The 24,020-nt window shown below is 62.2% G+C and carries 22 protein-coding genes; 11 read left to right on the top strand and 11 right to left on the bottom strand.

Annotated features, from left to right (window positions below):
* Positions 1–18: 18 nt before the first annotated feature.
* The 8 genes from SGN16_RS16215 to SGN16_RS16180 all read right to left on the bottom strand — a co-directional run bounded on the left by SGN16_RS16215 (position 19) and on the right by SGN16_RS16180 (position 7,130).
* Entirely contained in the window at positions 19–507 is a 489-nt protein-coding gene (locus SGN16_RS16215; protein WP_135845176.1) for a DUF2878 domain-containing protein, read from the bottom strand.
* A complete protein-coding gene (locus SGN16_RS16210; protein ID WP_335945189.1) occupies positions 504–1,775 on the bottom strand; it encodes a cyclopropane-fatty-acyl-phospholipid synthase family protein in 1,272 nt (423 codons plus the stop codon). Before SGN16_RS16210 ends, SGN16_RS16215 begins: the two co-directional genes overlap by 4 nt.
* The gene (locus SGN16_RS16205) at positions 1,747–2,562 is read right to left on the bottom strand and encodes a DUF1365 domain-containing protein (protein WP_210639038.1); all 816 of its coding nucleotides are present in this window, start codon (positions 2,560–2,562) and stop codon (positions 1,747–1,749) included. The genes SGN16_RS16210 and SGN16_RS16205 overlap by 29 nt, the downstream gene beginning before the upstream one ends.
* Positions 2,559–3,806 (bottom strand): FAD-dependent oxidoreductase, encoded by a 1,248-nt coding sequence (locus SGN16_RS16200; protein ID WP_210639037.1) that lies wholly within the window; start codon positions 3,804–3,806, stop codon positions 2,559–2,561. The genes SGN16_RS16205 and SGN16_RS16200 overlap by 4 nt, the downstream gene beginning before the upstream one ends.
* 3 nt (positions 3,807–3,809) lie before the next feature.
* A complete protein-coding gene (locus SGN16_RS16195) occupies positions 3,810–4,565 on the bottom strand; it encodes an SDR family NAD(P)-dependent oxidoreductase (RefSeq protein WP_335945190.1) in 756 nt (251 codons plus the stop codon).
* Positions 4,562–4,984 (bottom strand): nuclear transport factor 2 family protein, encoded by a 423-nt coding sequence (locus SGN16_RS16190; protein ID WP_135845181.1) that lies wholly within the window; start codon positions 4,982–4,984, stop codon positions 4,562–4,564. The genes SGN16_RS16195 and SGN16_RS16190 overlap by 4 nt, the downstream gene beginning before the upstream one ends.
* 167 nt (positions 4,985–5,151) lie before the next feature.
* A complete protein-coding gene (locus tag SGN16_RS16185; RefSeq protein ID WP_335945191.1) occupies positions 5,152–6,240 on the bottom strand; it encodes an alkene reductase in 1,089 nt (362 codons plus the stop codon).
* Positions 6,241–6,290: 50 nt separating this feature from the next.
* Entirely contained in the window at positions 6,291–7,130 is an 840-nt protein-coding gene (locus SGN16_RS16180) for a pirin family protein (protein WP_335945192.1), read from the bottom strand.
* Between the two features lie 125 nt (positions 7,131–7,255).
* On the opposite strand from SGN16_RS16180, the gene SGN16_RS16175 reads away from it, so the two are divergent.
* From SGN16_RS16175 to SGN16_RS16150, 6 genes are all read left to right on the top strand, one after another.
* A complete protein-coding gene (locus SGN16_RS16175; RefSeq protein ID WP_210639033.1) occupies positions 7,256–8,182 on the top strand; it encodes a LysR family transcriptional regulator in 927 nt (308 codons plus the stop codon).
* A 265-nt stretch (positions 8,183–8,447) separates the two neighbouring features.
* Positions 8,448–9,788, top strand: coding sequence for an NAD(P)/FAD-dependent oxidoreductase (locus tag SGN16_RS16170; RefSeq protein ID WP_335945193.1), 1,341 nt, complete (start codon positions 8,448–8,450; stop codon positions 9,786–9,788).
* Complete coding sequence (locus SGN16_RS16165) at positions 9,788–10,198, top strand: RidA family protein (RefSeq protein WP_003201555.1); 411 nt, start codon at positions 9,788–9,790, stop codon at positions 10,196–10,198. The genes SGN16_RS16170 and SGN16_RS16165 overlap by 1 nt, the downstream gene beginning before the upstream one ends.
* Before the next feature lie 10 nt (positions 10,199–10,208).
* The gene (locus SGN16_RS16160; protein ID WP_335945194.1) at positions 10,209–10,883 is read left to right on the top strand and encodes a DUF1028 domain-containing protein; all 675 of its coding nucleotides are present in this window, start codon (positions 10,209–10,211) and stop codon (positions 10,881–10,883) included.
* Positions 10,876–12,045: an acetylornithine deacetylase gene (gene argE / locus SGN16_RS16155; protein WP_335945195.1), complete on the top strand. Its 1,170-nt coding sequence runs from the start codon at positions 10,876–10,878 to the stop codon at positions 12,043–12,045. The genes SGN16_RS16160 and argE overlap by 8 nt, the downstream gene beginning before the upstream one ends.
* Before the next feature lie 178 nt (positions 12,046–12,223).
* Positions 12,224–13,264, top strand: a complete 1,041-nt coding sequence (locus SGN16_RS16150; RefSeq protein WP_210639029.1) for an ABC transporter substrate-binding protein — start codon at positions 12,224–12,226, stop codon at positions 13,262–13,264.
* 161 nt (positions 13,265–13,425) lie between these two features.
* On the opposite strand, the gene SGN16_RS16145 is transcribed toward SGN16_RS16150, so the two are convergent.
* Positions 13,426–14,337 carry a LysR substrate-binding domain-containing protein gene (locus SGN16_RS16145; protein ID WP_335945196.1) on the bottom strand — a complete coding sequence of 304 codons (912 nt, stop codon included), beginning with the start codon at positions 14,335–14,337 and terminating at the stop codon, positions 13,426–13,428.
* Positions 14,338–14,642: 305 nt separating this feature from the next.
* Between SGN16_RS16145 and SGN16_RS16140 the strand changes: the two genes are divergently transcribed.
* From SGN16_RS16140 to SGN16_RS16120, 5 genes are all read left to right on the top strand, one after another.
* The gene (locus tag SGN16_RS16140; RefSeq protein WP_335945197.1) at positions 14,643–15,650 is read left to right on the top strand and encodes an ABC transporter substrate-binding protein; all 1,008 of its coding nucleotides are present in this window, start codon (positions 14,643–14,645) and stop codon (positions 15,648–15,650) included.
* A gap of 111 nt (positions 15,651–15,761) precedes the next feature.
* Positions 15,762–16,754 carry a helix-turn-helix domain-containing protein gene (locus tag SGN16_RS16135; RefSeq protein ID WP_210639023.1) on the top strand — a complete coding sequence of 331 codons (993 nt, stop codon included), beginning with the start codon at positions 15,762–15,764 and terminating at the stop codon, positions 16,752–16,754.
* A gap of 69 nt (positions 16,755–16,823) precedes the next feature.
* Positions 16,824–17,756, top strand: coding sequence for a transporter (locus SGN16_RS16130; protein ID WP_335945198.1), 933 nt, complete (start codon positions 16,824–16,826; stop codon positions 17,754–17,756).
* 10 nt (positions 17,757–17,766) lie between these two features.
* Entirely contained in the window at positions 17,767–19,023 is a 1,257-nt protein-coding gene (locus tag SGN16_RS16125; protein ID WP_335945199.1) for an MFS transporter, read from the top strand.
* A gap of 17 nt (positions 19,024–19,040) precedes the next feature.
* Complete coding sequence (locus tag SGN16_RS16120; protein ID WP_210639020.1) at positions 19,041–20,510, top strand: amidase family protein; 1,470 nt, start codon at positions 19,041–19,043, stop codon at positions 20,508–20,510.
* Between the two features lie 192 nt (positions 20,511–20,702).
* Here SGN16_RS16120 and SGN16_RS16115 read toward each other — a convergent pair whose 3' ends face one another.
* Both SGN16_RS16115 and glgX read right to left on the bottom strand, forming a co-directional pair.
* The gene (locus SGN16_RS16115; protein WP_210639019.1) at positions 20,703–21,467 is read right to left on the bottom strand and encodes a PIG-L family deacetylase; all 765 of its coding nucleotides are present in this window, start codon (positions 21,465–21,467) and stop codon (positions 20,703–20,705) included.
* 257 nt (positions 21,468–21,724) lie between these two features.
* Positions 21,725–23,884: a glycogen debranching protein GlgX gene (gene glgX / locus SGN16_RS16110; RefSeq protein WP_210639018.1), complete on the bottom strand. Its 2,160-nt coding sequence runs from the start codon at positions 23,882–23,884 to the stop codon at positions 21,725–21,727.
* Positions 23,885–24,020: the final 136 nt, after the last annotated feature.

The raw sequence follows: 24,020 nt of genomic DNA, 5'->3' as shown, positions 1-24,020 counted from the left end.
CCCGCTTGCATCCCGTGGTCAGCGCGATTCAGCCAGGCGCAACGCCAGTGGTAGCCATAACCCCCAGAGAGGGGCCAAGACCAACGCGGTTCCGAGTACGCCAAGGGGCAGCGTGACCCCGGCCAATGGTGCTCCCACGCAATAGGCCAGCGGACCACCCACCATGCCTGCCAGCGCACCGCGCCAGACCGGCCGTATGGCCCAGGCCAGGCTATGCCGCAAGCCCGTGGCGAAGACCAGCCAGAGCAGGGCCAGCCAAAGTGGCAACGGGCTCTGCTTGAACACGAACAGGCCCTGTGCGCCCAGGCTCCAGTCCAGCAACATGCCGCAGAGGCCAACGCTGGTCACCGCATAGAACTCGGACTTGGGCGTCGGGCTGAATGCTAGGTGAGCGAGCAGGCCACAGATTACCACCAGCAGCCAGCCTGGCTGGTGGGCGCCGGCCACGCATCCCCACCAGCCCAGTTGCAGCCAGAGTGCGTTGATCAGCAGGCCGATGCGGTTCATCGGGCCTGCCGTTGTTCCGCCAGGGCCGTCGGGCGGGCAGCGGGGCCGGCGAACAGCAACTGGGCAACGCCGATGGCACGCTCCTGGAATCCCCCTTCGCAGTAGCACAGGTAGAATTCCCACAGGCGCTGGAAGGTTTCGTCGTAGCCCAGCTCCAACAAAACCTGGCGCGATTGGCGCAGATTCTCATGCCAGTGTCGCAGCGTACGGGCGTAGTGCGCACCGAAATCCTCAAGGTGCAGCAGGTTGAGTTGCGTCCGCGTGCTGGCGGTGCTCAACAGAATCGACAGCGACGGCAGTGCGCCGCCGGGGAAAACATGGCGCTGGATAAAATCCACCGAACGTCTGGCCTGGGTGTAGCGCTGGTCGCGGATGGTGATCGATTGCAGCAGCATCAGGCCGTCATCCTTGAGCAACGCGGCGCAGCAGCGGAAATACTCAGGCAGGTATCGATGCCCGACGGCTTCGATCATTTCGATGGACACCAACTTGTCGTAGCGCCCATGCAAGTCACGATAGTCCTTGCACAGCACGTGCACGCGCTCTTGCAGGCCCAGCGTCTCGATGCGCTGCAGCGCGTGGCGGTATTGCTCGTCGGACAAGGTCGTGGTGGTCACCTTGCAACCGTAGTGAGTGGCTGCATGGATGGCGAGGCTGCCCCAGCCCGTACCGATTTCCAGCAAATGGTCGCCTGGGCGCAGATCGAGCTTGCGGCAGATGCGTTCAAGCTTGTTGAGCTGGGCGTCTTCCAGGCTTTGCTCCGGGCTTTCGAACAGTGCGGCCGAATACATCATGGTGGGGTCGAGCAGTCGCTCGAACAGCTCATTACCCAAGTCGTAGTGAGCGATGATATTGCGCCGCGAGCCTTTTCGATTGTTGCGGTTGAGCCAGTGCAAGCCGCGCATCAGGGGGCGACTGAGGCGGGCCAGGCCGCTGTCCATGGCGTCGAGCACTTCCAGGTTGGCCACAAACAGGCGTGTCACGGCGGTCAGGTCGGCGCTGCGCCAGTAGCCCCGGATATAGGCCTCGCCGGCGCCGATGGAACCGTTACCGGCGACCATGCCCCAGGCGGCGGCGTCGAGGATCTCGACCTCGGCCACCAAGGGACTGCTCAGGTCGCCGAAACTCAACGGCGCGCCATCGACCGTCAGGCGCAGATGGCCGTGACGCAGGCGGCGCAGTTGGCCGAGCACGGCCTGCTTGAAGAAGCCGCCGTTGAACGGGGAGAAGCTGCTGGCCTTAGTAACGCTCAGGGTGGGTTCGGGCATGGTCGGGGTCCTTGTGGGCGGTTTCACCAATACTCAGGTCGCCTTGGCTTGCCTGGTGTGTGTACAGGGGGGTGCGTTTGAGCAGCAGGCGCAACGCCTGCCAGTAGATGGCGCTGACAGTGCGCAGGCTCATCCATGGGAATGCCAGGACATGGCGGCGCAACGACCGGCCATCGAGAGGCTCGCGCTCGAGCGCCAGGTGGGCCTCGAAGACCTTGTGCCCGTCGCGCCAGTTCTCCATGTGCACGCGAATGTGGGAGTCCTGGAGCCGAAAGCGCATGCGGTAATCCATGTCCCGGGGCAGGAACGGTGAAACATGGAAAGCCTTGGCCACCCGGAACGCCTGGGGCTCGCCAGGGCGTACCGGCAGCACATAGTGATGACGCTCGCGCCACGGGGTGTTGCGCACTTCGCAGAGAATCGCCGACAGGCGCCCGTCGGCTTCGTGGCAGAAATAGAAACTCACCGGGTTGAACGACAGGCCCCAGCTACGTGGCTGGGTCAGCAGTTGGATCGCGCCTTGGGGAGCTGTACCCAGCGCTTCGGTGAGGATCTCGCGCACGGCGTCGACCAAGGGCACACCCAGGCGGGTGCGCGCAGGCAGGTAGTCGCGTTCGCGCCAGCACAGCGGCGCCAGGGGCCATGACCGCAGCAGGCGTGACAGACCCAGCACATGATCCTGTTCAGCGAGGTCCAGGTACAGCATGCCGATCGGATAACGAAATGCGTGGACTCGCGGTGCATGGCGCCGATGGTCGATCCAGCCGCGACACAGGCTGCTGTTCAAAGGCGTTCTCCGAAAAGCTCCGCTACGTGGAGTGCGCTGACCACGCCGTCTTCATGGAAACCATTGGCCCAGTAGGCACCGCAGAAATAGCTGTGCCGGTGTCCTTGCAATTCACCCTGGCGGGCCTGCGCGGCTACCCCGGCGAGGCTGTACTGGGGATGGGCGTACTCGAAGCGCGCAAGCACCTGCGCCGGATCGACCGCATCGCTCTGATTCAGGCTTACGCAAAAGGTCACCGGCGCGTCCAGGCCCTGGAGGATGTTCATGTTGTAGGTCAGCGCGGCCGGAGCCTGAGGTGGGCCGCCAAGGCGGTAGTTCCAGCTCGCCCAGGCCTGGCGCCGCCGTGGCAATAATCGCGTGTCGGTGTGCAGCAGCACTTCATTGCTGGCATAGGCCAGGGCACCGAGGACCTCGGTTTCTTCGGTGCTGGGCGCCTCGAGCAGGGCGAGGGCCTGGTCGCTATGGCAGGCGAACACCACTTTATCGAAACGCTCGATGCCCGCGGCGCTGGTCACGCATACCCCAGTCGCGTCTCGGCTGACGCTTTGCACCGGGCAGTTGAGCCGGATGTGTTGGTGAAACCCGGCGCATAAGGGAGTGATGTAACTGCGTGAACCGCCCTCGATCACGCGCCATTGTGGGCGGTGATTGACCGACAGGAGGCCGTGGTTGTGGCAGAAGCGCACGAAGAACTGCAGCGGAAACTCCAGCATCCTGGCCGGCGACATCGACCAGATCGCAGAACCCATGGGCACGATGTAGTGGTCGATGAAACGCTGGCCATAACCGTGGCTGTGCAGGTAGTCACCGAGTCGCGTGGCGCTGTCGATACGGTGCGCCTGCAGGTCGGCCGTCGCCTGCCGGTTGAACCGGAGGATGTCGCGCAGCATGCCCCAGAAACCGGGCGACAGCAGGTTGCGCCGGCGGGCGAACAGGCTGCGCAAGGTGTAGCCCTTGTATTCCTGCCCGGTGGCCGGGTCATGCACCGAGAAGCTCATCTGCGTAGGACGCGAAGCGACGCCCAATTGATCCAGCAGGCGAATGAAATTCGGGTAGGTCCAGTCGTTGTACACGATGAAGCCGGTATCAACGCTAAAGCGCCTGCCCTGGCAATCGACATCCACGGTATGGGTGTGGCCACCGATCCGGCTGTCGGCCTCGAACAGAGTGACCTGATGTCGACGAGCCAACAGATAGGCACAGGTCAGCCCGGAAATGCCGCTGCCGATGATTGCGATGCGCATGTCTCAAGATTCCTTGGAGGGGCGTGCCAGGCGCCGGCCCAGGGCCAGCCGCCAGCTTGCGGGCAAGTGTCCAAGCAAGCGCAGGACGACGGTGAAGAACCAGGGGAATACGATGTCCAAAGGCCGTGCCGGCAAGCGCCGTGCGATATGCCGTGCGGCCCGTTGCGCCGACCAGCGCATGGGCATGGGAAAATCGTTGCGTCGGGTCAGTGGCGTATCGACGAAACCGGGGCTCACCAGGGTGACGTCGATGCCTTCGGTGGCCAGGTCGATACGCAAGGACTCCACCAGATAGCGCAACGCGGCCTTCGAGGCACCGTAGGCGCCGGCGCGAGGCAGGGCCAGCCAGGTGACCGCGCTGCTCACCACCACCAGATGTGGGCACTGGCCTCGGCGCAGCAAGGGTAGGGCGGCCTCCAGGCAATGGCTGGTGCCCAGCAGGTTGCTGGTGATGACGCGTTCGACGAGACGGGTGTCGAAGCGTCCAGGCTCCAGGTATTCGCAGGTACCGGCATTGAGAATCACCAGGTCCAGCGCCAACCACTCACAGTCAATCTGCTGGCAGACCCTGGCGACCTGGGGCGGGTCGGTCAGGTCGCCTGGCAGTACCAGCACCTGGTCTGGATAGCGTGTTGCCAGTGCCTGCAAGGGTTCTACCTGGCGCGCGCTCAATGCCAAGTGGTGGCCCTGTTCCAGCAGCACTTGCGCTAATGCCGCGCCAATGCCGCTGCTGGCGCCGGTCAGCCAGACGCGGCTCATGCCAGCCTGCGCTTGAGCCAGCGGATCACCGGCCCCAATAACGGTAAGTGTTCGTAGAGCAGGGCACCGGCGTCAAAGAAGTCCTGGTGGTGGTAGACCCGGTCGGTCCAGCGCAAATGGCTGCAACCCGACAATGCCACGGGGGCTCCGCCCGCCAGGCGTGGGTGCCGAAAGTGCAAGGTCCAGCGCAAATAGCCTTCGCCGGGAGCGACCTCATCGAACGAGTGGAAGTCGTAGCGCACGTCACTGGCACTGGCATACAACTGCGCAAAGTACTCACGCAGGGCCGTCAGGCCTTCGATCCGGTGCAAGGGGTCTTGGAAATGGATGTCGACGCTGTAGAGCTCATCGAGCTCGGCCAGGCGTCGGGCGTCCAGTTCGGCAAAAGCCTGGGCGAAACGTTGGAGATAGGCGGACATGCTAGGCTCCGAAATATTGTACAGATACATATTTCTGTACAAGTTTTTTGAAGCCTACTTCAGTGGTTGTACGTTTTAAAGTTATTTGTATAAGAAAATGTGAATTTGTACAATTTCAAGCCGAGACGTGAGGAGGGCACTGAAGCCTTGCCTCCCGTCTCACTGGATCATTGTTGTGTCTGGGTTTCGGCCAACGTCGGATAATCCGTATAACCCTGTTCGTCACCCTGGTAGAACGTCGCCGTGTCAGGGCTATTCAGTGCCTTGCCCAGTTTGAAACGCTCCACCAGGTCCGGGTTGGCCAGGAACGGTGTGCCGAACGCCACCAGGTCCGCTTCGCCACGGCTGATGGCAGCGGCCGCGCGTTCGGCGCTGTAGCCGCCGTTGGCAATGTAGGGCCCGCCAAAGCGGCGCTTGAGTTCCAGGAAGTCGAACGGGCCTTGGCCCAGCTCCACGATGTGCAGGTAGGCCAGGCCGTAACGGCTGAGCATCCTGGCGGCGTATTCGAAAGTTGCTTGCGGATTGCTGTCGCTCATCGAGAAATAACTGAAGATTGGCGACAGGCGCACGCCAACACGGCTGGCGCCGAAGACTTCGATCACCGATTCGACCACTTCCTTGAGGAAACGCGCGCGGTTCTCGATCGAGCCGCCGTAGGCATCGGTACGTTGGTTGGTGCCGTCACGCAGGAACTGGTCGATCAGGTAGCCGTTGGCGCCATGGATTTCCACGCCGTCGAAACCGGCCAGCTTCGCGTTGGCCGCGGCTTGGCGAAAATCGGCGACCACGCCTGGAATTTCATCGAGGTCCAACGCCCGGGGCAGTTCGTAGGGCTTGAGGCCTTCGGCGGTATAGATCTCACCGTCGGCCTTGATCGCCGAAGGGGCCACGGGCTGGGCGCCGTTAACCTGCACCAACGGATGGGAAAGACGACCTACATGCCAGAGCTGCAGGAAGATTTGTCCGCCTTGGGCGTGAACCGCGTCGGTCACTTGTTTCCAACCGGCAATTTGTTCGGGAGTAAAGATCCCTGGTGTGCGCAGGTAACCCTTGCCCTGCGCCGATACCTGGGAGCCTTCGCTGATGATCAGGCCAGCACTGGCCCGCTGGCTGTAGTACTCGGCCATCAGGGGCGTGGCCACATCACCCGCGCCTGCGCGGCTGCGCGTCATGGGCGCCATGATCATGCGGTTTTTCAAGGACAGCTTGCCGACTTGAGCACGGGACAGCAGAAGATCGAGACCGATGTTGGTCATGATTCACCTCTTTGGGATCGGATATGGATAAGGAGTGAGTCGAGGGGCGGCTAAGCCAGCCGGCCCTCTTGTTGCAAAAGGGCGCCGATGCGCTGGATTTCTTTCTCACCTTTCTCCAGCGCGGCCTCGCTGGTGTGCACCGAGTAGTAACCCATCACCAGGTCGTGGGGATGCTTGACCGCCGAGCCGAGCACGAATGAGGTCGCGCCCCGGGCAACGATGTCGATGGCCTGGCCGGACTCTTGGAACACCACCATTTCCCCGGCTTCGACGTTGCCGCCAGCGCTGAGGCTGCCGCTGCTGACCGCCAGCCAGGCGACGGTGTGCCCGGCCGGTGGGGTGTAACGCCAGCGCTCCTGGTCTTTCAACTGCACGGCGAGGTAGTTCATGCCCGCTGGGGAGGCAACGCTGCTACGGGCCGCGCCGTGTTGGCCGAGCAACACCAGTGCCGGGCCTTCGCGGGGAAGGTCGCGGGGCGCCAGATAGACGCTATGGGCCGGGGCATTCTCTTGCGCAGACGGCAGCGCAACCCAGAGCTGGAAACCTTGGATCGGCGCGCCACCGACTGGCCGGGCGTCGTGCCACACGCCGTGGCCGGCTTGCATCCACTCCATGCCGCCACTGGGCAAAGTGCCTGACTGGCCGGTGGTGTCTTCGTAGACCACTTCGCCTTCAATCATATAGGTCAGCGTCGCGATCCCGGAGTGTGGGTGCATGCCGAAACCTCGTTGCATGGCGTCGGCCTTGAACGCGAAGCGATCGAGAAACACGAAGGGCTTGCACAGCTGGCCCAGGTCACCGGGGCTCATGAGCCGGGTGATCGGCCCGTGGCTGCGGCCAGAGGTGCGATGGACGATGGCGCGTGGCGGTGCTGCGACGATGCTGTTCATGGATTACCTCGGATTCTTGAGCGTTTGGCAGCCTCGATACGAGAAAGGATAAGTGCCTGCCAATAGATTGATTAGCCGATACAATCGGATTGAACTCATCCAGAATTCGAAGGAATAGCGTCGCTATGCCCGATCTCAACGACATTGCGCTGTTTGTCCAAGTGGTCCGCAGCGGCAGTTTTGCCGAAGCGGCCAGGCGCCTGGGCATGCCATCCAACACCGTGAGCCGGCGTGTCCAGCAGTTGGAGGCACAGCTCGGCACGCGGCTTCTGCAACGCTCCACCCGTAAACTCACGTTGACCCATGTGGGCCAAGGGTTTTATGAGCGCTGCGTGAACGCAGTGGACGGTCTGATGGAGGCGGGACAGGAATTGATGATGGGCACCGAGGAACCCAGCGGTCTGGTGCGCATTGCGGCGATGGCGGATTTTTTCGATTTCTTCCCCATGGAATGGGTGGCCGACTTTTTGGCCGCACATCCTCGGGTGCAACTTGATTTCGTGCTCAGCGACGCTCGTGTCGACCTGATTGCCGATCGCATCGACGTCGCTTTTCGCGGCGGTCCCTTGCAGGACTCGGGGTATGTTGGTCGTCAACTCCTCAAGAACGACGGTGATGGCATGGTCGCCAGCCCGGCCTACCTAGCGGCACGCGGTACGCCGGCTTCACTACAGGACCTGGCTCACCACGACAGCGTGAGCTTCGCCCACCCCAGCGGCATGACCCATTGGCGATTGGTCGGCCCGGATGGTGTCGAGGAACACGTGCAGATCGCCAGCCGATTCAATGCCAACACTGCCCAAGCGTTGCGCAGGGCAACCGTCGCCGGCCTGGGCATCGCCGTGCTGCCGTCGGCGCTGAGCAGCCTCGACCTGGAGGCCGGCAGGTTGGTGCGCGTGCTACCGCAATACCAACGCGCCGGTTTTGGCCTGAATGTGCTTTACCCGAGTCGACGCCAGTTGCCGCTGGCGGTCTCGGCATTCATTGGGTTGGTGATGGAGAAGCTTGAGCTCAAGGCGTTTCCGGCGCAGTTGAAACAGACCTGTCAGTAAACGCCTGATACCGAGTTATCAGGATCCACTGCCACACCCTCCCTTCAAGCTCCGAGCCACTGCCGAACGCCTGACCCGACATCAGGCGTACATCCAGCTTTTTCCTTCCCAGCAACGATAAAAACCCTCGTTTCGCTAATTCCCGCCTGCCAACACAATCGCCTCGACACCTCTTCCCGATAGTCGCAATCGCAGAACAAAAAAATCAGTACCCGAGGCGGCGCGATGCCGGCCTGAACCAACCCACTGCCGGAAGTGCACAGACATGCCCGTTGAAACCTTACACATAGATACGCTTGTTGTCGGTGCCGGTCAGGCCGGTGTGGCCATGAGCGAGCACTTGAGCCGACAAGGTGTGCCTCACCTGGTCGTGGAGCGCAACCGGATTGCCGAGGCCTGGCGCACTGCGCGTTGGGATTCGCTGGTCGCCAACGGCCCGGCCTGGCATGACCGTTTTCCTGGCTTGGAATTCGAGGGGCTTGACCCCGATGCCTTCGCCGGCAAGGACCAGGTTGCCGATTATTTCGAAGCCTATGCGCGCAAGTTCAATGCGCCGATCCGTACCGGCGTGGAGGTCAACAGCGTCGAGCGCAACGTCGGCCGCCCGGGGTTCACCATTGAAACCTCTGATGGCCCGATCGAGGCCATTCATGTGGTCGTGGCCACCGGGCCGTTCCAACGGCCGGTGATTCCGCCGATCGCCCCCGAAATGGCCACGGTCGCCCAGATTCACTCCGCCGAGTATCGCAATCCACAGCAGTTGCCCGAGGGGGCGGTGCTGGTGGTGGGCGCCGGGTCGTCGGGGGTGCAGATCGCCGATGAGTTGCAGCGCGCCGGCAAGCAAGTCTACCTCTCGGTGGGCGCCCATGATCGGCCGCCACGGGCCTATCGCAACCGCGATTTCTGCTGGTGGCTGGGGGTGCTCGGCGAGTGGGATGCCGAGGTTGTCCAGCCCGGCAAGGAACACGTGACCATTGCCGTGAGCGGCGCCCGTGGTGGCCATACCGTGGATTTTCGTCGGCTGGCCCATGAGGGCATCACCTTGGTGGGCCTGACGAAATCGTTCAACGGCAGCGTGGTGACCTTTGAATCGAACCTGGCCGAAAACATCGCTCGCGGCGACGAAAACTACCTGGCGCTGCTGGATGCCGCTGATGCCTATATCGCTCGCAACGGCCTGGATCTGCCCCTCGAGCCCGAGGCCCGCCAGCTGCTGCCCGACCCGCACTGCCTGACGCAGCCGATCCTGCAGTTGGATCTGGCCGCCGCTGGGGTGACCAGCATTATTTGGGCCACCGGCTACTCGGTGGATTACAGCTGGCTGAAGGTCGACGCGCTCAACGCCCACGGTAAACCCCAGCATCAGCGCGGAGTTTCGAGCGAGCCGGGCCTGTATTTCGTGGGGCTGCCATGGCTGTCACGGCGCGGCTCGGCGTTCATCTGGGGCGTGTGGCATGACGCTCGGCATATCGCTGACCACATCGTCAAGCAGCGTACCTATCTGGCCTATCGGGATGCTGCCCAGCGCCAGAACGAGAATCCGCGGGAGCAAGCAGCCCCCAGCGATTCGCCCAGCCAGAAGACCAGCCTCATGGGAGTCCGTTGATGCCTACTCACACACGCATCCGCATGTTCAATACCAAAGACACCTACCCGAACCAGACCCTGGACAACGACTTGTGCCAGGCCGTGCGCGCAGGCAACACCGTCTATGTGCGCGGGCAGGTCGGTACGGACTTCAATGGTCAGTTGGTGGGCCTTGGCGATCCTCGTGCGCAGGCCGAGCAGGCCATGCGCAACGTCAAGCAATTGCTGGAAGAAGCCGGCAGCGACCTCAGCCATATCGTCAAGACCACCACCTACCTGATCGACCCACGCTACCGCGAACCGGTGTACCAGGAGGTCGGTAAATGGCTCAAGGGCGTGTTCCCGATTTCCACCGGATTGGTGGTCAGCGCCCTCGGCCAGCCGCAGTGGCTGATGGAAATCGACGTGATCGCGGTGATCCCCGAATAAGGAGTGGAACATGACTTTTTCCATCGTCGGGCGCTGCGCCGAAACCGGTCAGTTGGGTGTCGCTATCAGCTCCTCGAGCATTGCCGTCGGCGCCCGTTGCCCCTGGTTGCGGGCGGGCGTCGGCGCGGTGTCGAGCCAGAACATTACGCTGCCGGCCCTTGGCCCGTTGATCCTCGACGAGCTGGCCAGCGGGTTGGTGGCACAAGAGGCCGTGGACCGCGCTCTGGCGCGCAATGGCTACAGCCAGTACCGCCAGGTGGCGGTGGTCGATGCCCATGGACACACGGCGATTTTCAGTGGCAGCCATGCCTTGGGCACCCACAACGCGCTGGCCGGTGAGCAGTGCGTGGCCGCCGGCAATCTATTGGCCAGTGCAGGCGTGATCGAGGCCATGGTCGTGGCTTTCGAGCACAGCGAAGGCTGCCTGGCCTCACGCTTGTTGAGTGCGTTGCAGGCCGGGCAGCAGGCCGGTGGCGAAGCCGGGGCGGTGCATTCGGCGGCGCTGTCGGTGGTGGATGACCTGACCTGGCCCATCGTCGATCTGCGAGTGGACTGGGCCGAGGAAAATCCCATCGGTGAGTTGGCGAAACTCTGGCTGGCCTATCAGCCGCAATTGCAGGATTACCTGACCCGTGCCCTCGACCCGACCCAGGCCCCCAGCTATGGAGTGCCGGGCGATGAGTGAACTGCGCAGCCGCGCGTTACTCGCCCGTCTGGTGGGCTTTGCCACGGTCAGTCGCGAGTCGAACCTGGCGCTGATCGAATTCGTGCGTGGCTACCTGCGCGACCTGGGGGTGGCTTGCGAGCTGATCTACAACCCCGAGCGGACCAAGGCCAACCTGTTGGCGAGTATCGGCCCGTCGGTGCCCGGTGGCGTGGTGTTATCCGGGCATACTGATGTGGTGCCGGTGGATGGACAAGCCTGGACGGTCGATCCGTTTTGCCTGAGCGAGGCGGGCGGCAGGTTGTACGGCCGGGGGACGGCGGACATGAAGGGCTATCTGGCCTCGGTGCTGGCGGCGGTGCCGCAGTTCCTGGCCAGCCCGCTTCGTCGTCCGCTGCACTTGGCGTTCTCCTATGACGAAGAGGTCGGTTGCCTGGGCGTGCGCAGGCTGCTGGAGGTGCTGGTGCAGCGCATTCCCCAGCCAGCGCTGTGCCTGATCGGCGAGCCGACCCAACTCCAACCGGTGCTGGGTCACAAGGGCAAGCTGGCGATGCGTTGCTACGTCAAAGGCGCGGCCTGTCATTCGGCCTACGCACCTTACGGCGTGAATGCCATCGAGCAGGCGGCGCGCCTGATGGGCCGGTTGGGGGAGATCGGCGCAGCGCTGGCCGACCCTTCGTTGCATGACGCGCGTTTCGACCCGGCCTATTCGACGGTGCAGGTCGGCGTGATCCAGGGCGGTACGGCGCTGAACATCGTCCCGGCCGATTGCCGCTTCGATTTCGAAGTGCGCGCCTTGCCGGATTTCGCCCCGCAAGTGGTGGCCGAGCAATTGCAGGATTTTGCCGAACAGACGCTGCTGCCGCCGATGCGTGCGGTGCAAGGCGACACCTCGATCCGTTTTGAACAACTGTCCGCCTACCCCGGCCTGGCGACTTCCCCTGACAGCTCCGCCGCGCAACTGATTGCCCGTCTGTGCGGCAGCGATGCGTTCAGCACCGTCGCGTTTGGCACCGAAGGCGGTTTGTTTCATCAGGCCGGCGTGCCAACGGTGGTGTGTGGCCCCGGCAGCATGGACCAGGGGCACAAGCCCGACGAATACGTGAGTGTTGAACAAATGGCCGCCTGCGACCGCTTGATGGATCGGCTGGCGAGCTATCTCTGTGAACCCAATGATTGCTGACCGCAAGGCTGCCTGAGGAGAACGATTTCAATGGACGGAGATTCCTGGTGGTCAGCCAGGCGACAACGAACAGGCCGACAAGAGCCTTTGCTGTAGACCATACCGCCCGTGTTTACGGTCACCTTTGAGTCCCGTCACCGGTTCGTGCGGGCGAGCCGGCATTTCGAGGAACCGCTTCATGTCCAGATCCTTGCGTTGCAATATTGCGTGTGCACTGGCGTTGTTGAGTACCAGCGTCCTGGCCGCGCCCCAGAGTTTGACCGTGATTTCCTTCGGCGGCGCCACCAAGCAGGCCCAGGACAAGGCCTACTTCCAACCCTTCAACGCCAGCGGTGCGGGAAGCATCGTGGCTGGCGAATACAACGGTGAACTATCGAAGATCAAGGCCATGGTCGCGGCTGGTCACACCAGTTGGGATGTGGTCGAAGTGGAAAGCCCCGAGCTGCTGCGTGGTTGCGAGGAGGGCTTGTTTGAAAAGCTCGACCAGACGGCCCTGGGCGACCCGGCGAATTTTGTCCCGGGGGCACTCACCGAATGTGGCGTGGCCACCTATGTGTGGTCGATGGTCCTGGCCTATGACCAGAGCAAGCTCGCCAAGGCGCCCAAGTCCTGGGCGGACTTCTGGAATGTGGCCGATTACCCGGGCAAGCGCGGCTTGCGCAAAGGGGCCAAGTACACCTTGGAAATCGCCTTGCTGGCCGATGGGGTCAAGGCCCAGGACTTGTACAAGGTGTTGAACACACCGCAGGGCGTGTCCCGGGCCTTCGCCAAGCTGGACCAGATCAAGCCGAACATCCAATGGTGGGAGGCTGGTGCCCAACCGGCGCAGTGGCTGGTAGCCGGGGACGTGGCGATGAGTGCAGCCTACAACGGCCGCATCGCCTCGGCACAAAAGGAAGGTATGAAGCTGAGCATCGTCTGGCCGCAGAGTTTGTATGACCCGGAGTACTGGGCCGTGGTCAAGGGCACGCCGAACAAGGCCTTGGCCGAGCGGTTCATTGCCTTTGCCAGCCAGCCACAGACGCAGAAGGTGTTCTCGGAAAACATCCCCTATGGGCCGGTGCATCGCAAGACCCTCGCGTTGTTGCCCACAGCGGTGCAGGAGCAGTTGCCTACCGCCGAGGCCAACCTGGCTGAAGCCCGGGCCGTGGATGCCGAGTTCTGGGTCGACCATGGCGAGGAGCTTGAGCAACGCTTCAACGCCTGGGCGGCTCGCTAGGCACCGAACCGCCCCGTCACATGGACCGATCGTTCCCACGCTTTGCGTGGGAGCATCGCCAGGGACGCTCCGCGTTCCGCTTCTGGAGGGTGACGCAGAGCGTCACGGGATGCATTCCCAGGCAGAGCGTGGGGACGATCAAAGCTTCCTCGCCACAAGGTTCAGGCCAGCCATTGCCTGAACTGTTCCTTGCAGTAATCCACGAACAACTGCGCCGGTTTGGTCAGGTGCGCGCGTTTGAGCCATCCGGCCACCAACGCCGAGCCGGTCACGTCTTCGGCGATGTTGACGCAGACCACTTGCTGGCCATCGTAGGTGCAGGTGGAATGCGGCCGGGTGACCAGCACCGCAAAGCCGAAGGACTGGCCGACCATGCCACGCACCATCTCGATGGACGGCGAGCTGAAGACGATGTTCGGTGTCAGGCCCAATTCCTCGAAGATGCTCACGAAATAGGTCCGGCTGGGCTGCACATCCAGCAGGATCATCGGCTCCAACGCCAGGTCGCGCAGCGACACTTGCGCCTGGTTGGCGAAACGATGCCCTGCCGGCAGCAACGCATAGGGTCGCTGTGGGGCGGTCAACGCTTCGGTCTCGATGGTGCTGTCCAGGTCGTGTTCATAAAAAATCGCCAGGTCGAAACGCCCACCCGTCAAGCCTTGCACCAGCTCCTGTTGCTCGCCGTCCTGCACGCGGATTTCCACCCCGGGAAAGCGCTCACGGAAACCGGCGATCAACCGTGGCAGGTAAAGCGGGGCGACCGTTTCAAAGCAGCCGATGTCGATCTGCCCGCTGACCACATCGTTGTCGGCCAGAGCGTTCTGTTCGAACTCCCGGGCCATGCGCAACAGCTCCTGGGCCTTGCGATAGAAACGCGCGCCGCCAGGCGTCAACGATACCCCCTGGGCGTGATGACGAATGAGCAACTGCACGCCGAAACTGTCTTCCAGACCCTTGATGGCGGTGGCGATCGACGGCTGGGCGATGTACAGCTTGCGGGACGCTTCAGCGACGCTGCCACATTCGACAGTGGTGACGAAGTACTTCAGCTGACGCAAGGAATAGGACGCCACGGGCACACCTCGATCCGGATGGTTTCTGTCTACCTTACCTTGTGCGCAGCGGGTAGGGGACGGGTATTGATATGGATTTTGCTGGGCAGTGACGATATTCAGACTTGCCTGGATCAACGCCTCCATAGAAAAAGACCCGGCAAACGCGAGGCCGGGTGATCGTCTTCCTGAGTGCGAGCTACTGGCGTGAGGCGGCGAACATTTAGGTGCTATTGATATGCCATTCAGATATTTAAATTAATTTTCTTATAGCTTTAAAGTCGTGCTCTTCAATCTTGCCCATTTACTGTGAGGTTCATCAGACCATGACTTTCAAGCGTTCTGCGCTCACCTTGTTGGTTTCCCTGGCGGCCACTGCGCTGCTCAATCCCTTGGCCCACGCCGAAGGCAAGATCAGCATCGCCCAGCAATTCGGCATCGGCTACCTGATCCTCGATGTGGTGCGTGACCAGCAGCTTATCGAGAAGCATGGCAAGGCCCAGGGCCTTGATATCAAGGTGGATTGGAACAGCATCTCCGGCGCAACGGCGATGAACGAGGCCTTGCTGACCGGTGCCCTGGATGTGGTGTCGGCGGGCGTTCCACCGATGTTGACGATCTGGGATCGGACCCGGGGTAAGCAGAACGTCAAGGCCATCGCCTCGCTGGGATCGATGCCCAACTATCTGCTGACCAACAACCCGAACGTGAAGAGCCTCAAGGACTTCACCGACAAGGACCGGATTGCCGTGCCGGCGGCGGGCGTCGGGTTCCAGTCGCGTACGTTGCAGATCGAAACCGCCAAGGTGTTCGGGGACGAGCACTTCAAGAAATTCGACGACATCTCGGTCAGCCTCCCGCACCCGGATGCGACGGCGGCGTTGATCGCCGGCAAATCGGAGATCAATGCGCACTTCTCCAGCCCACCGTTCCAGTACCAGGCGCTGCAGAGCCCCAATGTGCACAAGGTGCTCAGTTCCTATGACGTGCTGGGCGGGCCGGCGACGTTCAACGTGCTTTACACCACGGAGAAATTCCACGACGAAAATCCGAAGACCTACAAGGCGTTCTACGATGCCCTGGTGGAAGCGCAAGGCATCATCAAGGCCGACAAGCCGGCCGCCGCCCAGACATACATTCGCGTGGAGCAGTCCAAGTTGCCGCTGTCGCTGGTGGAAAAGATCGTCACCGATCCGGAAATCGACTTCACTGTCGTGCCGCAGCGCACCTATATCTATGCCGAGAAACTGCATGAGTTGGGTGTGCTGAAAAACAAGGCCGACAGCTGGAAGGATTACTTCTTTGAGCAAGCTCATGGCGACGCAGGCAGCTAATTCTCGGCCGATTATCCGTTTTCGGCACACTTGAGTGAGCTCGCCCCAAGGCGGAATGGAACTTGCCTGAGCTTTGACCCGTAAGCCCTGGAATCATGAAAGGTCGGGTCAATGAACAACTCCAACGTGGCGCAGCCGCCGGTTTCGACAGATGCATTGCCGACGCTGCCGATCAATCGATTCCGCACTGCAGACATCGACGAGCACGCGCGCAACATGGGCGGTTGGCAGGTGAGCTACGACCAGTTGACCCCCGGACGTTTCGAGGGCGAGTTGACCGAGTTCCGCTGCGACTGGATGCAACTGGTGCGCGACCGCTCTAATCAGGCCCTGACCAAGCGCGGTATGGCCTGGGAAGGCGCGATCACCTTCAGCGTGCCATTGAGTGCGGACGGTCCGGTGTTTTGCTCGGGGCATCCGATTATCGAGCCCAGCCTGCTGGTCGCCCGCGGGCACAACTTGCCCGACCTGTGCACACCCCAGCATCTGGATCTGCTCGGCATTGCTATTGAAGAGCAGGCACTGGAGCACGTGCTGGAACGCCAGGGCAGTCGTTTTCGAATTACTGATCTTCCCAAGTGTTACCGCCTCGGCGACTCGACGCTGCCAGCCGAACTGGCGGCGCTGTTCGATGAGCTCGAAGGGGGCGAGCAGGGGCGCGACTCGTTGCTCGGTTACGAGTCGATCCGGCGTGGCCTGCGCGATACGATAATGCTGCATATGCTGGAGCTGGTCGCACCGGATCAGGCGCCGCCGCTCAACCCCACGGCGCGCAAGCGCATGGTCGACCGGGCGCGGGAGTACGCCCTGGCCCACGTCGACGAACCGCTGTCGATCCTCGACCTGTGTAATCACATCGGTGCTAGCCGGCGTAAATTGCAGTACTGCTTCCAGGAGACCCTGGGCATCAACCCGGTGGCCTATTTGCGGGCATTGCGCCTCAATGCCGTGCGCCGTGAACTGCGTAGCGGTGATCAGGTGCAGGGCGTGCAGGAAGTCGCTGCGCGCTGGGGTTTCTGGCATTTGAGCCGGTTTTCCAATGACTATCGGATTCTGTTTGGCGAAACCCCGTCACAAACCTTGCGTCGCGCTCAACTGTGCTGAAAACGGATAACCGCTGACGAGCCAGCTCCCTAGGATGACCCCAACACCACATGGTCGGAGGGGCATTCGATGTACCAAAATAAAAAAATCAACGTCTGGCACTGTACGTGGCTGACCCTGGGACTGAGCGGTCTCTGTACCGCTGCCCATGGCACCGAAAACGGCGCACCGACCACGGCGGTCGGGGTCTACGATTTCGGCGCAGGCATGATGCCGCCGGCCACGCCTTTCGGGACAGTCGGTCTGCGTACCGCGTTTTATTCGGCCAACGTGCAGAAAGATCGCCACGGCAAATCGCTGGACAACAACTTCTCGCTGGATGTGCTGTCCATCGGCGTCGCCTACATGCGCATGACCGATTACACCGTGCTGGGGGCCAAGTACGGTTTCGGCACCGTGGTGCCGTTCTTCCAGATGGACGCCTCGGTACAGGTGCAGACGCCTGTTGGCCCGTTGGATCTTGCGGCCGATCCGTTCCGCCTGGCCGACATCCAGGTATTGCCGGTGATCCTGCAGTGGACGCTTTCGCCGAACCTGTTCGTCAATGCCCAGTTCCAGATCCAGGCACCGACCGGTGACTACGACAAGGACCGGCTGATTTCGCCGGGGCTCAATCACTGGACGTTTTCGCCGATCCTCAATGCCACTTACCTCTCCGATAGCGGCTTTGAAGTCTCTTCAAGCTTCGAAGCCGACATCAATACGCGCAACCAGGCCACCGACTACAAGAACGGCGTCGAATACCGCCATGAGTTCGCCGTGGGCCAGCATGTCGGGCCATGGACCGTAGGCGTGGGCGGGTATTACTACCGCCAGTTCACCGATGACGACGCACCGGGGCTGGAAGCGGGCAATCGCGCCCGGGTACTGGCTGTCGGGCCGGCGGTGAGTTACTTCAAGCCAGGTATGCCGCCGGTCTGGCTGCATGTCTACAAGGAGCTTGATGCGCGAAACCGCGCCGAAGGCTACACCGCGGCGCTGCGCATCTCGCAAAGTTTCTAAGGGGCTCGCCATGAACCAATCAAGTTCCGTTTCAACGGCCGCGACCCCGTCGCGCCAGGCCAGTCGCCGTGAAGGACTGGTGCTGATGCTCGGCAGCAGCCTGACCATCATGGGCTCGACGATGGTCGCGCCTATCCTGCCTCGATTGGGCGCCGAGTTCGGCCCCATGGAGCCTCGCGCCGATCTGCTGGTGCCATTGGCGATCACCGGTCCGGCCCTGGCGATTGCTCTGTGCGCGCCGTTGGCCGGTTGGCTGGCTGACCGAGTCGGGCGCAAGGTCCTGCTGGTGATCGCCACGCTGCTCTACGCCTTGCTCGGGGCCTTGCCAGCCATCCTCGATAACTTGCCTTCGATTGTCGGCGCGCGGCTGTTGTTCGGTTGCGCCGAAGCAGCGGTAATGACCTGTTGCGCGACCCTGATCGCTGACTATTGGCACGGCGAGGAGCGCATGCGCTACGTCAACCGGCAGGTAGTCACCATCGGCCTGGTCGGGGCGCTGTTTTTTGTGGTGGGCGGGGCGCTTGGGGAGCATTCGTGGCGTTCGCCATTCTTTCTGTACTTGCTGCCGTTGCTGCTGGTGCCGGCGATGGTGAACGTGCTGTGGGAACCGCCACTGGTGAAGCGGCAAACGGTCGAGCCGCGAGCCGATGAGGCGGGCCTGGCCAAGGTCGCGGTGCCGCAGCTGGTGGTCGGCTACCTGATGATCCTGGGCGGCATGATCCTGACCTTCGTCATGCCGATCCAGGCACCGATGCTGCTGGTCAGCCTGGGGATTACCTCCAGCACCATGATCGGCCTGGCGGCGGGACTGAGCCTGCTGGCGACCTTGGTCGGTTCGCTGATGTGGCCATTGTTGCGCCGTCGTTTCGGCATCGCCGGTTGCAACGCCTTGTTGCTGGGCCTGATGGGCATCGGGCTGTGGTTGCTGATGCGCAGCCAGAGCTACAACGCAGTACTGGTGGCCGCACTCGTCCAAGGCCTGGGCGCCGGATTGCTGGTGCCCAACGTGATGGCGCCGGTGATGAATGCCTTGACCGCCACTACCCGTGGCCGTGGTTTGGGCGGGTTCACTTCGTGCCTGTACATCGGCCAGTTCGTCAGCCCGCTGGTGGTGGCCTTTGTGAGCGCCTTTGCCGGTGACCTGCGTCATGCCATCCAGTGGTTGGCACTCGTGAGTTTTATCGCGGCGTTGCTCTGGGTGATCGTCGGCTTGCGCGCACGGGGCCAGGGTCATGCGAACGCCGTTGGATCACGTCAATCGTTGTGAAATAAGGAACCTGAAGCATGGCTATGCAAGACATCCACCATTTGATGGACAATGAAGACGCCACAGGGCTGGCCGAGTGGGTCAGGCGCGGCGAAGTCCAGCCCGGTGAGCTGCTTGAGGCGGCTATCGAGCGCCTTGAGCGGGTCGAGCCGCAGATCAATGCCGTTGCCGAGCGGCTGTACGAGTCGGCACGGGAGGCGGCGCACACGCCCCAGGCCGGGCAAGGTCTGCTGGCTGGCGTGCCGACCTTGATCAAAGACCTGTTTTCACCGGTCAATGGTGCGGCGATGACCAACGGCTCGCGCTCATTGGGCGCGTGTCGTGCGGATTTCGAAGCGGAGGTCGTGACGCGTCTGCGGCGTGCGGGGTGTCAGATCGTGGGCACCAGCACCTCGCCGGAATTCGGCACCTCGTACTCCACCGAGTCCTCGCGCTTTGGCGCCACGCGTAACCCTTGGAGCACCGAGCATAGCTCGGGCGGCTCCAGTGGTGGCGCCTCGGCGCTGGTGGCGGCCCGGGTGGTGCCGTTCGCCCACGGCAACGATGGCGGTGGTTCATTGCGGGTGCCGGCATCCTGCTGTGGCGTGTTCGGGCTCAAGCCCAGCCGAGGCCTGTTGCCGTCGGGGCCGATGGTGGGTGAGGGCTGGGCCGGGATGGGTACGCCCCATGCGATTACCTTGTCGGTGCGCGACAGTGCCGCGCTGCTCGATGCCACCGCCGGGATGGATCTGGGGGCGCCGTACGCAGCTGCAGTCCAGGCGCAGCCGTATGTGACGGCGGTACTGCGTGACCCGCGGCCGTTGCGCATCGGCCTGGTCGAGCAGCTCGACCCGTGGCCGACATCGCCCCAGAGCCTGGAGGCTGTGCGTGAGGCCGCGCGGTTGTGCGAATCCCTGGGGCACCGTGTCGAACCGGTAAGCCTGCCGGTGGTGTTGCCGGAGTTTCTCGATCAGGTCTTTACCATCATCGGTGCAAGTACGCGGCATTACGTTGACCTGCTGGGTCAGATGCGTGGGTTTGCGGTGCAGGCCGAAGAATTGGAAGTGCGCACCCGGATCATCCTGCGAGACAAGGGCAACGTCAGCGGCGCGCAGTACGCGGGCGCCGTGGGGTGGATTCATGCCCTGGGCCGGCAACTGGCGGTATTCATGCAGGATTACGACCTGATCCTGAGCCCGGTCCTGACCCGTGAACCGATGCCGATTGGCGAGTTGGACATTCAGGATGTGTGCATGAGCCTCGATCAACTGCTGGAGCGCTACCACAGCTACTCGCCGTTCACCGCGCTGTTCAATGCCAGCGGCCAGCCGGCGATGTCGGTACCGTTGTCCTGGAGCGTCAACGGCTTGCCGATGGGCGCGCACTTCGCCGGCCGCTTTGGCGAGGAAAGCACCTTGCTGGCCCTGGCCGCACAACTGGAACGCGCCCAACCGTGGCGCGGCCGGGTACCGCCGGTAAACGCCTGTCGCCCACAACATCAACGTTGATTGACAGTCCGCTTCGCGAGCAAGCCCGCTCCCACAGGGGCTTTTGTGGTCAACACCATTTCCGCGAACACCCGAAAATTGTGGGAGCGAACTTGCTCGCGATAGCGGCGGGACATTCAGCATTGATACAAGCTGACCCAGCGCTATCGTGAGCAAGCTCACTCCCACAGGTAAGTGTGGAAACACCCACGTTCAGATAAATACGATCTCGTACGGCATGCCCATGCGATCAAGGATGACCCGCGGTACCAGCGGCGAGATGCCGCTGGCGGGTTCGCCGTTGAGCTGGCTGGCGTAGGCATGCATTGCGTGACGCTTGCGGGCGGTGGTCCAGACGTCCAGGCGCAGTTTGCGTGCCCGGTGCCAGGGTATTTTGTTCTGCTCGCGCACTGGCCAGTGCCAGGCCCAAACCGGCAGTTCGTTAAATACCGCACCAATGTTTTCAGCCGCCAGGGCTCCGGCGCGGCCGACCGTTTCGTGGTCGGTGTCGCCATCCATGCGCCAGGTGCTGAATACCACATCACCGGGTCGCAGGTATCGACCAATGAAGGCCGCCACCTGTGCCTCGTGTTCGACCAGGGCCTTTTCCGGGAAGCCGCCGCGCACCCATTGCAGGCCATGGGTCGGTACGCCCAGGCGATGCAGGGCGTCCACGCTTTCCTGGGGGTGAGGGCGATGCGCACGCAGGCGCTCGTCGCTCCACAGTGGCGAGCCGGGGGGGCTATGGCTGCCGTCGGTGACCGAAATCAATAACATGGGCTGGTCCAGGTTGCTCAGCAACTGGAGCAATCCGCCACAGGCCCCGACCTCATCGCCCGGATGCGGGGCGAGGATGACGGCGCGGGCGCCGGCCGGGATGAGTGTCTGGGTGCTGATGATAGGAATGTCGGCCAGTTGCGGGGCACTGTTCCATATCTGCGGATGATGCCGACCTTGCAAGCGAGAGGCAGGTTTCATGAGGGACGTCCTTGTTGAATTCAATCTTTCAGTCAGCACCGGGCCAATTGCCCGATTGTGCCCGTAAAAGGGCCTGACTGCGATCCGCGGTGCTCCTGATCCTGGAAACACCCGCATGCGAAGTATTGCCCATGTCGGCCAATTCGTCGCGTCACATGTGTGTCTGAACTGCCTTTTTTTATTCGAACTGGGCTGCCCAGGGCTGAAGAACCGCGTCCCTGCGGGCCTTCGTTTGCAGCCGCCGTTTATCGCGGTTTTTACTCCTCGTCCTCACGTTGCAGTTCGAACAACAGCAACGAACGTCCGGTGACTGAGTATTCGGAGTTGAAGTCGAATCGTTCCTGGCCACGGACCGCCGGCTGGTTGGTGTCGACCATGCAGGTCCAGAAACTGCCCTCAGGCACTTCCGGCAGGAGGAAGTTGACAATGTCGTGGTGAGCATTGACCACCAGTAACAACGTCGCGTCACCGCCCTTGCGACGGATACCGGTTTCCTGGGCACGCCCGTCCATCAACATGCCAAGGCACCGACCGTGGCTGTCATGCCATTGCTCGGTGGTCATTTCACTGCCATCCGGAGCCAGCCAGGTCACGTCCTTGACGCCGATGTCCTCGTTGTAATTGCCCACCAGGAACCGTCCACGCCGCAGGATCGGGTAGGTCAGGCGCAGCTTGATCAGGCGCTTGACGAATTTGAGCAGCGCCGCGCCGTCCTCGCTCAGGTCCCAGTTGACCCAACCGATTTCGCTGTCCTGGCAATAGGCGTTGTTGTTGCCGTGCTGGGTACGCGCAAACTCATCCCCGGCGACGAGCATCGGTGTGCCTTGGGCCAGCAGCAAGGTCGCGAAGAAGTTACGCATCTGGCGATTACGCAGCTCGTTGATTGCCGGATCGTCCGTTGGCCCTTCGACACCGTGGTTCCAGGACAGGTTGTTGTTACTGCCGTCCTGGTTGTTTTCGTCGTTGGCTTCGTTGTGCTTGTCGTTGTAGGAGACCAGGTCATTGAGAGTAAACCCGTCATGGGCGGTCACGAAATTCACCGATGCGTAAGGGCGTCGACCCCGCTGGTTGAACATTTCGCCCGAGGCGGTCATGCGGCTAGCGAAATCGGCCAGTTGACCGTCGTCGCCTTTCCAGAATGCGCGTACCGTGTCGCGGAACTTGTCGTTCCACTCCACCCAACCAGGCGGGAACCCCCCCACTTGATAGCCACCAGGGCCGCAGTCCCAGGGCTCGGCAATCATTTTCACCTGGCGCAGCACCGGGTCCTGGCGGCAGGCAACGAGGAAACTGTGGCGCTCATCGAAGCCGTCATGGTATCGGCCCAGAATCGTCGCCAGGTCGAAGCGGAAGCCGTCGACATGCATCTCCGTGGCCCAGTAGCGCAGGGAGTCGGTAACCATCTGCAATACGCACGGATGGCTCAGGTCCAGGGTGTTGCCGGTGCCGGAGTCATTGATGTAATAGCGTTTGTCGTCAGGCATCAGCCGGTAGTACGAGGCGTTGTCGATACCACGCATGGACAGGGTCGGGCCCTGTTCATTACCTTCGGCCGTGTGGTTGTAGACCACGTCGAGGATGACCTCCAGGTTGGCCTCGTGCAGGTGCGCGACCATCTCCTTGAACTCGGCGATCTTGCCGCTGGCCAGGTAGCGTGGATCCGGGGCGAAGAAGGCGATGCTGTTGTAGCCCCAGTAGTTGGTCATGCCTTTGTGCAGCAGATGCTGGTCATTGACAAAGGCATGGACCGGCAGCAGTTCCACCGACGAAACACCCAGCTTGCGGATGTGCTCCAGGACGTCGTCGACCATCAACCCGGCGAAGGTCCCGCGCACGTTCTCAGGTACCGAGGGATGACGCATGCTGATGCCGCGGACATGGGTTTCATACAGGATGGTCTTGTCCCAGGGCACACTGACCCGCTGGTCGTTGCCCCAGGTGTGGGCCGGGTCGATGACTTTGCATTTGGGCACGAATGGCGCGCTGTCGCGCTCATCGAAACTGAGGTCGCCATCGGGGTGGCCGATGGTGTAGCCGAACAGTGCTTCGGACCACTTCAATTGACCGACCAATTGTTTGGCGTAAGGGTCGATCAGCAATTTGTTGGGGTTGAAACGATGACCATTCTCCGGGTCGTAGGCGCCGTAGACCCGATAGCCGTAGATCATCCCGGGGTGGGCGTCGGGAAGATAGCCGTGGTAGATCTCGTCGGTGTATTCCGGCAGCTCGATGCGTTCGAGCTCGACCTCGCCGGCATCATCGAAAATACACAGTTCGACTTTGGTGGCATTGGCTGAGAACAGTGCGAAATTGACCCCGAGGCCATCCCAGGTTGCACCGAGCGGAAAAGGCAGCCCTTCACGAATCCGCGAAGCCTCGATAACGGGCGGCGGCGTGGTTTTTTTTGGACGGGTCATAGTTGCTCCTGCAAAAGACAGACAGATACGCAATGCTGTTCAAGTTAAGACGGGTGGTTGTGCGCTGAACCCTGTGGCGAGGGGATAAACCCCGTCGCCACAAAGAGATGCTTGCTTGAGATCAGTGAGGAAGGAG

The organism is Pseudomonas sp. G166 (assembly GCF_037027455.2).
GTDB lineage: Bacteria > Pseudomonadota > Gammaproteobacteria > Pseudomonadales > Pseudomonadaceae > Aquipseudomonas.
This window is presented reverse-complemented; position numbering and strand designations above follow the sequence as displayed.

What these genes read in the sequence shown, in the direction of transcription:
- SGN16_RS16195 (WP_335945190.1), bottom strand. Translation starts at nt 4,565, where the DNA reads ATGAGCCGCGTCTGGCTGACCGGCGCCAGCAGCGGCATTGGCGCGGCA.
- SGN16_RS16165 (WP_003201555.1), top strand. Translation starts at nt 9,788, where the DNA reads ATGCCTACTCACACACGCATCCGCATGTTCAATACCAAAGACACCTAC.
- SGN16_RS16210 (WP_335945189.1), bottom strand. Translation starts at nt 1,775, where the DNA reads ATGCCCGAACCCACCCTGAGCGTTACTAAGGCCAGCAGCTTCTCCCCG.
- SGN16_RS16120 (WP_210639020.1), top strand. Translation starts at nt 19,041, where the DNA reads ATGGCTATGCAAGACATCCACCATTTGATGGACAATGAAGACGCCACA.
- SGN16_RS16140 (WP_335945197.1), top strand. Translation starts at nt 14,643, where the DNA reads ATGACTTTCAAGCGTTCTGCGCTCACCTTGTTGGTTTCCCTGGCGGCC.
- SGN16_RS16150 (WP_210639029.1), top strand. Translation starts at nt 12,224, where the DNA reads ATGTCCAGATCCTTGCGTTGCAATATTGCGTGTGCACTGGCGTTGTTG.
- SGN16_RS16170 (WP_335945193.1), top strand. Translation starts at nt 8,448, where the DNA reads ATGCCCGTTGAAACCTTACACATAGATACGCTTGTTGTCGGTGCCGGT.
- SGN16_RS16130 (WP_335945198.1), top strand. Translation starts at nt 16,824, where the DNA reads ATGTACCAAAATAAAAAAATCAACGTCTGGCACTGTACGTGGCTGACC.
- glgX (WP_210639018.1), bottom strand. Translation starts at nt 23,884, where the DNA reads ATGACCCGTCCAAAAAAAACCACGCCGCCGCCCGTTATCGAGGCTTCG.
- SGN16_RS16125 (WP_335945199.1), top strand. Translation starts at nt 17,767, where the DNA reads ATGAACCAATCAAGTTCCGTTTCAACGGCCGCGACCCCGTCGCGCCAG.
- SGN16_RS16175 (WP_210639033.1), top strand. Translation starts at nt 7,256, where the DNA reads ATGCCCGATCTCAACGACATTGCGCTGTTTGTCCAAGTGGTCCGCAGC.
- SGN16_RS16135 (WP_210639023.1), top strand. Translation starts at nt 15,762, where the DNA reads ATGAACAACTCCAACGTGGCGCAGCCGCCGGTTTCGACAGATGCATTG.
- SGN16_RS16180 (WP_335945192.1), bottom strand. Translation starts at nt 7,130, where the DNA reads ATGAACAGCATCGTCGCAGCACCGCCACGCGCCATCGTCCATCGCACC.
- SGN16_RS16215 (WP_135845176.1), bottom strand. Translation starts at nt 507, where the DNA reads ATGAACCGCATCGGCCTGCTGATCAACGCACTCTGGCTGCAACTGGGC.
- SGN16_RS16160 (WP_335945194.1), top strand. Translation starts at nt 10,209, where the DNA reads ATGACTTTTTCCATCGTCGGGCGCTGCGCCGAAACCGGTCAGTTGGGT.
- argE (WP_335945195.1), top strand. Translation starts at nt 10,876, where the DNA reads ATGAGTGAACTGCGCAGCCGCGCGTTACTCGCCCGTCTGGTGGGCTTT.
- SGN16_RS16185 (WP_335945191.1), bottom strand. Translation starts at nt 6,240, where the DNA reads ATGACCAACATCGGTCTCGATCTTCTGCTGTCCCGTGCTCAAGTCGGC.
- SGN16_RS16115 (WP_210639019.1), bottom strand. Translation starts at nt 21,467, where the DNA reads ATGAAACCTGCCTCTCGCTTGCAAGGTCGGCATCATCCGCAGATATGG.
- SGN16_RS16190 (WP_135845181.1), bottom strand. Translation starts at nt 4,984, where the DNA reads ATGTCCGCCTATCTCCAACGTTTCGCCCAGGCTTTTGCCGAACTGGAC.
- SGN16_RS16200 (WP_210639037.1), bottom strand. Translation starts at nt 3,806, where the DNA reads ATGCGCATCGCAATCATCGGCAGCGGCATTTCCGGGCTGACCTGTGCC.